Genomic DNA, 7,480 nt, shown 5'->3' with positions numbered 1-7,480 from the left:
GCACAGCGCGAGCAGGGCGCGGTGCCACTCCAGCCGCCACCGGCGTACGGCGGGCGGCCCCGGGACGGAGTCGGCCGTGTCGAGTTCCTCCTGGGCCCGCCGCAGGTCGTCGCGGGTGTTCCGGCCCAGCAGGACGCGTACGTTGTGCAGGCGGATCTCCACCGAGGGCGGCTTCTCGTCCTCCTGTTCCAGGAGCCGGCCCGGGTCGTAGCCGCTGCTCACCTCGAACCGCGTGGCCTGCGGATCGCCCGGATACGGCCTGGGCACCGGCAGGCAGGCGGCGATCTCGGCGGGGGTGGGCGTGCCGAGGTCGAGGACCGGCGCCACGGGCGGCTGGTACCGGTCGCGGCGGGGACGGTCCAGCCAGTGCCCGATGTCCGGCACCGTGCCGAGCCGGGCGCCGGGGAGCCGGGTGGACGGCCGGAAGCGGTCGGAGGGCTCCGGTGGATCGCTCTTGCCGCGCAGCGCGCGGATCTCCCGCAGGGCACCGCGCAGTTGGCCGACCATCTCGCGGGCGTCGGTGAAGCGGCGGTACGGGTCGGTCCGTACCGCACGGTCGACGACCCGGTCGAAGGAGGCGGTGCCGAGGCCGGGCACGTCGGTGACGGCCCAGCGGGCGAGTTCCCGCAGGGTGACGCCGACGGTGTGCAGGTCGTGGGCGACGGTGGGCACGCCCGACGTCCCGGTCTCGGGCGCCATGTAGTCGGGGGTGACGTGGGCGGGCGGCAGGCTCTGGCCCTGTTCGCGCATGCCGCCGAGGTCGATGACCTTGATGCCGTCCCGGTGGTGCACGACGTTGGAGGGCTTCATGTCCCCGTACACGAAGACCCGCTCGCCGTCGGCGTGCAGATGGACGAAGGCTTCGAGGATCTGGCAGCCGTACGCCGCGACGTGCTCGATGTCGAGGACGGACTCCCCGCGCCGGACCTCCTCGGTGACCTTCGCCAGGGTGCCGTCACCGACGTCGTCCATGACGATGTAGCCGCCGGTGACCTGGCCGGCGCCGTCCCGGCGGGCGACGAAGTCGCGGATCTGGACGATGCGGGGGTGGCGGATGGCGACGAGGTTGCGGCGTTCGACGTCGGCGAGGCGGGCGCCGTCGTGCTCGTACCGGTTGAGCAGTCCCTTGACGGCGACGACGTCACCGAGATGGGTGTCCTCGGCCAGGTAGACCCAGCCCTGGCCGCCGTGCGCGATGGGTCCCATGACGCGGTACTGGTCGCGCAGCAGGTCGCCCTCGGCGAGTTCGGGCCGGTACGAGTAGCGCTCGCCGCACGCCGGGCAGAACCCCTCGATCGGCACCGGGCCCTCGGTGTAGGGCGGGGCGAAGGTGATGCCGCAGTGGGCGGACGAGCAGCCCATGCGGATGCGCGGCGGTGCCTCGGGCCGGACGAGGCGTTCCCCGGCGGGGCGCGGCTCGCGCGCGGGGAGCGCGAGGAGTTCGCGGGGGCCGAGTTCGCGGGGGTCCTCCGGCAGGGCGGGCAGCCCGGGGCCGTCCTGTGCGCGGCCGCAGACGGCGCAGTAGCCGGTGGGCAGTACGGCGCCGCCGCAGGGGGCCCCGGTGAAGCGCCGGTGCGGGCAGGTCGTCATCCTCTCGTGCTCCTCCTTCCCCGCCCGGCCCGGACGGTGCACGGCGTCACCGGTCCCCGCAGCGTCCCAGGTCGGCGCGCAGGGTCCTGATCAGCGCGCGCAGCCGGGTGAGTTGCTGTTGCGGGTCCCGTACGTCGTCGAGCAGGCGGCGGGTGGCGCGGTGCCGGTCGGCGGTCTCGGTCACGGAGCCGAGGGAGGCGCTGTCGACGATGTCGCGGCGTACCGCCCGGCTGAACTCCGCGCGCTGCAAGCGGTCGAGCAGGGTGTCCGCGTGGTGCAGGAGCGCGGGCCGCAGGAGGAGGTCACGGGCGGCGGCCCAGCCGGGCCCGCCCTCGTGGCGGAAGACGAGCAGCAGCCGGAAGCCGAACGTCCGTAATCGGGACAGGATCTCGATGAGGGGTCCCGGCCGGGGCTCCTCGTCGAGCCCGTCGACGAGGACCGTGACCGGCCGTACGGGCGCGCGGTCGGCCGCCCGCCCGGGCCGGGCCTTGGCGCCGCGCAGCCAGTCCCAGTACGCCAGGTACTCACCGGCCGGGAAGGTGACCTGGTCCAGGGCGTGGTCGATGAGGTCCGGCCTGCTGGCGCCGCCGCGGTGGACGACGTGGGCACGGTGCAGCAGATGGCGCAGCGACCGGTCCTTGCCGCTGCCCGGAGGCACCACGGTGATCTTCACCGGGTCCTCGTCCGGGTCGTCGAACCACCGGGACAACCGCTCCTCGAAGCCGTGGTCCCAGGCGCCCGGACTGCTCAACTCCTTGATGAGCGGCGAAAGTTCGGCGATGCGTCCGACGGGGATCAGATACGAGAAGGAGAGCCGGTTGTCCTCGGGCAGGGCCGCGCCCAGGTCTCCGCGCCAGCTGACGACGAGGCCCACCACCCGGGCGGGCCGGTCCTCCTGGGGCCGGGTGCACACGCCGGCACCGCTGAACCCGGCGCGCACCACCTCCGACCTGGTGACGGCGTCGAGTTGCACCCGCTCACCGCTGGCGCCGCCGATCCGCCCCCACAGGCTCATGCCGTCGTCGAAGCCCTCCGCGTAACCGGTGGCGTACACCTCCATGCCGCCCCACAGCCCGGTCTCCAGCGGGGCACGGCGCGCCTGCGGACGGGGGCTGTCCAGCCGCAGCACGGCGACGTCCTCACCGCCGGCGCCCTCCGCCAGCCAGCCCCCGGGCATGACCCGCGCCGAGACCGGTTCGATCCTGCTGTTCTCGGCGAACTCCAGCCACATGACGGCGTCCGGCCGGCGCACCACGTGCGCGCAGGTCAGCGCCGTGTACTGGTCGACGAGCACGCCGGCGCCGCACACGGGGCCGTGCGCGTCCTCGCGCCGCAGCCTGAGTCTCCAGTCCGCACGCAGTTCCCCCATGCCGTCTCACATTACGTGCAAAGCGTGGGGCGTCCCTAGACTTGTGAGCAGGGTGGATCGGTCAATCAGCCGAAAGTGGCGGTGTGTTGATATGGCGAATGCGGAACCGATCGGTCTGGCGGAGGCCATCGGCACGGTGCGCGCGGAGCTGGCGCGGGCCCAGGCGGAGGGCGCGGAGAGCGACTGGCGGTTCCACGTGGAGCAGGTCAGCCTGGAGTTCTCGGTCCAGTTCCACCGGGCCGGCGAGGGCGGCGCGGGCCTGCGCCTGGGCGTCGTCGAGGCCCGCCTGGGCGGCTCGGTGAGCCACGACTCCACCCACCGCGTCGAGGTGGCCCTCAAACCCCTTCCCCGCCCCGACGGCCGCCACCACGAGGTCGGACGCGAGGACACGACCGCCCGAGGCTGAGCCACTTCGCTCCGGAAGCTCTCCCGCCGTGCTGCTGTGGCCGTGCGCCGTCGGGCACCGGAATGGAGCGAGGGAACCGGTCATGGCCCGGACGGTACCGAGGGGGACTGACAGTGCGATCACCGAAAGTGCCAAGTCGGCGTTTGGGTATTCCACTTGAGATCAGCGGGCGGACGAGGCGAGCGCTCCCGTGACCCAGACGCGCTATGACCGACGTGTACGGGTCTTCGTCGAGGTCTGTGGCGGCCCCGACGACTGGCAGGAGGCGGAGCAACGCTTCGACGCGCATGGCTGGCCCGTTCGGGGGTGCTACTCGGATGGGGAGGGGCCTTTGGCGTCAGCGCTGCGGCAGGGTCCCGGGTCGCGTGTGTACGAGGTCGAAGTCCGTCTGTTCGGTGCGGCGAAGCGGTGTGATCGAGGGGCTGCGGACCGGCTGCGCAAGATCATGCGCAGAGCCAGGATCGAGGCGTATGTCCGTCGTGCCGAGCCGTTGGACAGAGACCGCGAAATGTTCTCCAACTGGCGGGCCGTCGGCGTCGATCGCAGGCGCCCCGGCGGGCGGTCGAGGTGGAGACGGTTCCTCCTGCGCAGGGCCGTGATGCTGGGCAGGTACGACATCGACGGAATCGTCTCGGGCACGCCTCGCCAGGCCGTGCGACTGGCGCGCGCCGAGCCCATCGGCGGTGCGGCTCCCCCGGCTGTGTCCGTGAGGCCGCTCGACGGTCGCTGGCGTGGCTCCGTGAAGTACTGGCGGGAAGAAGAGTTCGAACGCCGGCTCTTCCACTTGGTCTTCTGGGCGTTCCTGCCGGCTGCGGCGCTGGTCTTCGCCTCCGGCGCACCCGGTCTTGCGCGCTGGTTCTGGATCCTCGTGGTGTGCCTCGGCGTATACCGAGCCATGCGCGGGGGGTGGGGCCTGTTCCGTGAGGGCGGACTGGCGGGTGTCGGACTCGCTCTGTTGTTCGTGATGCTCTTCACCGCAATGGGACTGGGGATCCTCAGCGACGACGGGAAAGGCTGGACACCGGAACACATCGTGGTCGCTGCGACCGTGATCGGTGTCATCAGCGGGCTGAGACTTCTCGTGCGCCAGTGGACCTGGGGGGAGTGGGTCGCCTGGGTGGCTCCCCTCGTGGCGACCCTGGCCGTCTCCTCGTTCGTGGCCGCCGGCTCCGTCCTGCACGCCTTGTACGCCGACGGCTTGAGCCTCTCACCGGACGACCTCGACGTACCGCCCGCCTGGCAGGCGCTGGCCGGAGTGAAACTGCTGATGATGTTCAGCATGGTGATGGTGCTGCCCGCCTGGTGGGGCTTTGCCCGCCACCGGCACCACGGATACGCGGCACCGGGAGACGGGTTCAACATCATCCTGTATGTGCTCGTCCTCTTGCTGATGGTCACCGGCGCGACGCTGCAGGCTCTCGACTCGGCCAGGGCCGCCGTGAACGAGGTGGTCGCGGCGGCCGAGAGCGGTGAGGCCCCACCGTCCTACTTCGGGGTCGAACCGGCGTGGACGTGTGTGCAACCCTTGGTCGCCCTTGACGAGCTGTCCGGTGAAGGCCCTCCGCTGAACCCGCGCACTCCATATCTGTCCTTCGGCGTATCGGGAGACACGGCGGTGCTCTGGGATCCGTCGGCCAAGAGCCCTGTGAAGATCCTGGCGGGTCAGACATGGCTGAGACCGGTGAAGTCGGGAACCGCATCCTGTGCGGTGGACGTGACCGGGTCAGCGAAGCCCTGACTGTGTTGCCCCGACACGTCGGAACAGTCAGGTCCGGGGGACGGCCGACGGGAATGGATACTGGCCCCTCGACGCAGGCACGGATGAGGAGCACGGGCCAGTGACCGGCGACAACCGCACAGGACCGCCCACGTTCGGCAGCGAACGCGACATGCTGCGGGCTTTCCTCGACTACCACCGCGCGACCCTCGCCATGAAGTGCGAAGGGCTCACCGACGAGGAGCTGCGACGGCGGTCGATGCCGCCGTCCACGCTTTCGCTGCTCGGTCTGGTGCGGCACATGGCGGAGGTGGAACGTGCTTGGTTCCGTCGGGTGTTCGAGGACCACGACGCACCCATGGTCTGGTCCGACGAGGTCGACTTCCAGGCGGCGTACGACGCGAGCGCGTCGACCAGGGACGAGGCGTTCGCGGCCTGGGAGGCCGAGGTGGAGAACTCACGCCGTGTCGAGCGGGAGGCGGAGTCCCTGGACCGGGCCTGGTATCAGCCACGATGGGGCGAGGAGGTGTCACTGCGGATGGTGATGGTGCACGTGCTCCTGGAGTACGGCCGCCACAACGGGCATGCGGACTTCCTGCGAGAGGGTGTCGACGGGGCCGTGGGCGCCTGAGTCCGCGAGAGCCGTACGCCCTGCGCCGACGCCTTGGCGCCGGCGAGTGGAAGGCGGGCGACGGGTTTCCGGGAACCGTTGCCGTCACTGCCGAGTGCGACATCGGCCGTTCCACTGCCGATCGAGGGGGGCGGGGGACTGTCGGTGGCCGGTGGCAGGATCACCGGCATGGTTTTCGTACGGACGACTCCGCCGCGGCCCTTCGAGGTGACCGCGGTCTTTCCCGAACTGGCTCCGCTGGCGCGTCCCGCGATCCGGTTGCACCCCCGACCGGGGTCGCCTTCGGTCGAGGACAGCTCGGTCGGGGGACCGTTGCTGTGGCCGGCCGACGAACCCTGGCCGCACTGCGAGGACGCGCACCTGCACGGCGACAGCGGGTTCCGCCAGTCGCCGGCGGAGGTGCGGCTCGACAGGCACAACCGGGCCCGGCGGTACGAGGACCCCTACGGCCCCTCGTTCACGCCCGAGGAGCAGGCGGCCCTGGAACAGAAGGCCGAGAGGTACGCGGAGCTGCTCGACGCCGGCCCTCCCTGGCCCGCGGAGCGCCCGGTCCCCCTGTTGCCCGTGGCCCAGCTGTACGTGCGCGACGTACCCCTGCTGCGGCCGCCCGGAGGGGCCGACCTGCTCCAGGTCCTCTGGTGTCCCTACGACCACGAGCCCGACTGGAAGCCCGCGACCGCGGTGTTCTGGCGGTCCGCCGCCTCGGTCGTCGACGTCCTCGCCACGCCACCGGAACCGTATGAGGCGAACTACCCGGGCTATGTGCCGGAGCCGTGTCTGCTGGCCCCGGAAGCGATCACCGAGTATCCCAACAGCCTCGATCTGAGCCCGGAGTTGAGGCAGGTGGTGGGGGACTGGAGCAGATGGCAAGCGGCCGGTGCGGACGTGGACGGCTCGTACGCGGAGTACCCGGCGGAGTTCTACGACGGCAATCTGGCCGGCGCTCCCGGCTGGAAGGTCGGCGGCTGGCCGCCGTGGGGCCGCACCGACCCGTACCGCCGGTACTGCGCCGTCTGCGACGCCCAGATGGTCCCGCTGCTGACCATCGCCTCCCTCGAATGGGACGGTGGTGAGCTGCGCGGCTGGGCGCCGTACGAGGACCGGGCCGCCGCCTACGCCGACGGTCACCGCGCCGGTCTGTCCCCCGCGCAGCCGACGAGGGTGGAAGTGGGCAGCGCCGACAACATGCAGCTCTACGTCTGCCCGACCTCCCCCGAGCACCCGCACACCGACCTGATCCAATGAACCGTCGGCTCCGGAGCGGGCGGGCTCCTCCGCGGAGGCGGAGAGGGGTCGGTGCGCTTTCGGAGCGGGCGTTCACGAGGCGCTGGGGGCCGGGCCGTGAACCGAGCGGGCCGCACCCCGGAGTGGGGTGCGGCCGGGTGTGCGCCCTTGGTGTCAGTCGGCCGAGGGCCTGGGGTCCGTCGGCCCTTGGCCGGGGACTGCGGTGTGCTCCGGGCTCTGGGCGGGGGCGGGGACGCGGTCCGTGGAGGAGGGGGTGGCGAAGACCTCGTCGAGGGTGGTGGCGTCGATGGCGCGGTCGAACCAGAGATCCAGGAGCGGCATGTCCGTGCAGGTGGTGACGCGCTGTCGGGTCTCTTCCGTCATCGAGAAGCCGCGGCGCCCCATCAGACGCAGCAGCTGCTCGGCCTTTCCGGCCACGCGTCCTTCCTCGCGTCCTTCCTTGAGTCCTTCCTTGAGTCCTTCTTCCTGTCCTGCGAGGCGGGCGTCGCCCACGATGGTGCCTCGCCTGGGGGTGAAGAGGGT

6 protein-coding genes and 1 pseudogene are annotated in these 7,480 nt (G+C 71.6%); 4 read left to right on the top strand and 3 right to left on the bottom strand.

The window, feature by feature from the left end; all coding sequences use genetic code 11:
• A partial coding sequence (locus B7767_RS19315) for a protein kinase (protein ID WP_085573272.1) occupies positions 1–1,590 on the bottom strand: 1,590 nt, incomplete at its 3' end.
• Positions 1,591–1,636: 46 nt separating this feature from the next.
• Positions 1,637–2,959, bottom strand: a complete 1,323-nt coding sequence (locus B7767_RS19310; RefSeq protein ID WP_085573271.1) for a serine protease — start codon at positions 2,957–2,959, stop codon at positions 1,637–1,639.
• A 91-nt stretch (positions 2,960–3,050) separates the two neighbouring features.
• Between B7767_RS19310 and B7767_RS19305 the strand changes: the two genes are divergently transcribed.
• The 4 genes from B7767_RS19305 to B7767_RS19290 all read left to right on the top strand — a co-directional run bounded on the left by B7767_RS19305 (position 3,051) and on the right by B7767_RS19290 (position 6,958).
• On the top strand, positions 3,051–3,365 hold the full coding sequence (locus tag B7767_RS19305) for a trypco2 family protein (RefSeq protein WP_085573270.1): 315 nt from the start codon (positions 3,051–3,053) through the stop codon (positions 3,363–3,365).
• A gap of 739 nt (positions 3,366–4,104) precedes the next feature.
• Complete coding sequence (locus B7767_RS47335; RefSeq protein ID WP_143652553.1) at positions 4,105–5,103, top strand: hypothetical protein; 999 nt, start codon at positions 4,105–4,107, stop codon at positions 5,101–5,103.
• A 100-nt stretch (positions 5,104–5,203) separates the two neighbouring features.
• Positions 5,204–5,713 carry a DinB family protein gene (locus B7767_RS19295; RefSeq protein ID WP_085573268.1) on the top strand — a complete coding sequence of 170 codons (510 nt, stop codon included), beginning with the start codon at positions 5,204–5,206 and terminating at the stop codon, positions 5,711–5,713.
• Positions 5,714–5,881: 168 nt separating this feature from the next.
• A complete protein-coding gene (locus tag B7767_RS19290; RefSeq protein WP_085573275.1) occupies positions 5,882–6,958 on the top strand; it encodes a hypothetical protein in 1,077 nt (358 codons plus the stop codon).
• 153 nt (positions 6,959–7,111) lie between these two features.
• Here B7767_RS19290 and B7767_RS19285 read toward each other — a convergent pair.
• A pseudogene (locus tag B7767_RS19285) lies at positions 7,112–7,480 on the bottom strand (hypothetical protein); the annotation flags it as partial.

The sequence above is a fragment of the Streptomyces sp. 13-12-16 genome (assembly GCF_002114215.1).
Taxonomy (GTDB): Bacteria; Actinomycetota; Actinomycetes; order Streptomycetales; family Streptomycetaceae; genus Streptomyces.
This window is presented reverse-complemented; position numbering and strand designations above follow the sequence as displayed.

What these genes read in the sequence shown, in the direction of transcription:
- B7767_RS19310 (WP_085573271.1), bottom strand. Translation starts at nt 2,959, where the DNA reads ATGGGGGAACTGCGTGCGGACTGGAGACTCAGGCTGCGGCGCGAGGAC.
- B7767_RS19305 (WP_085573270.1), top strand. Translation starts at nt 3,051, where the DNA reads ATGGCGAATGCGGAACCGATCGGTCTGGCGGAGGCCATCGGCACGGTG.
- B7767_RS19290 (WP_085573275.1), top strand. Translation starts at nt 5,882, where the DNA reads ATGGTTTTCGTACGGACGACTCCGCCGCGGCCCTTCGAGGTGACCGCG.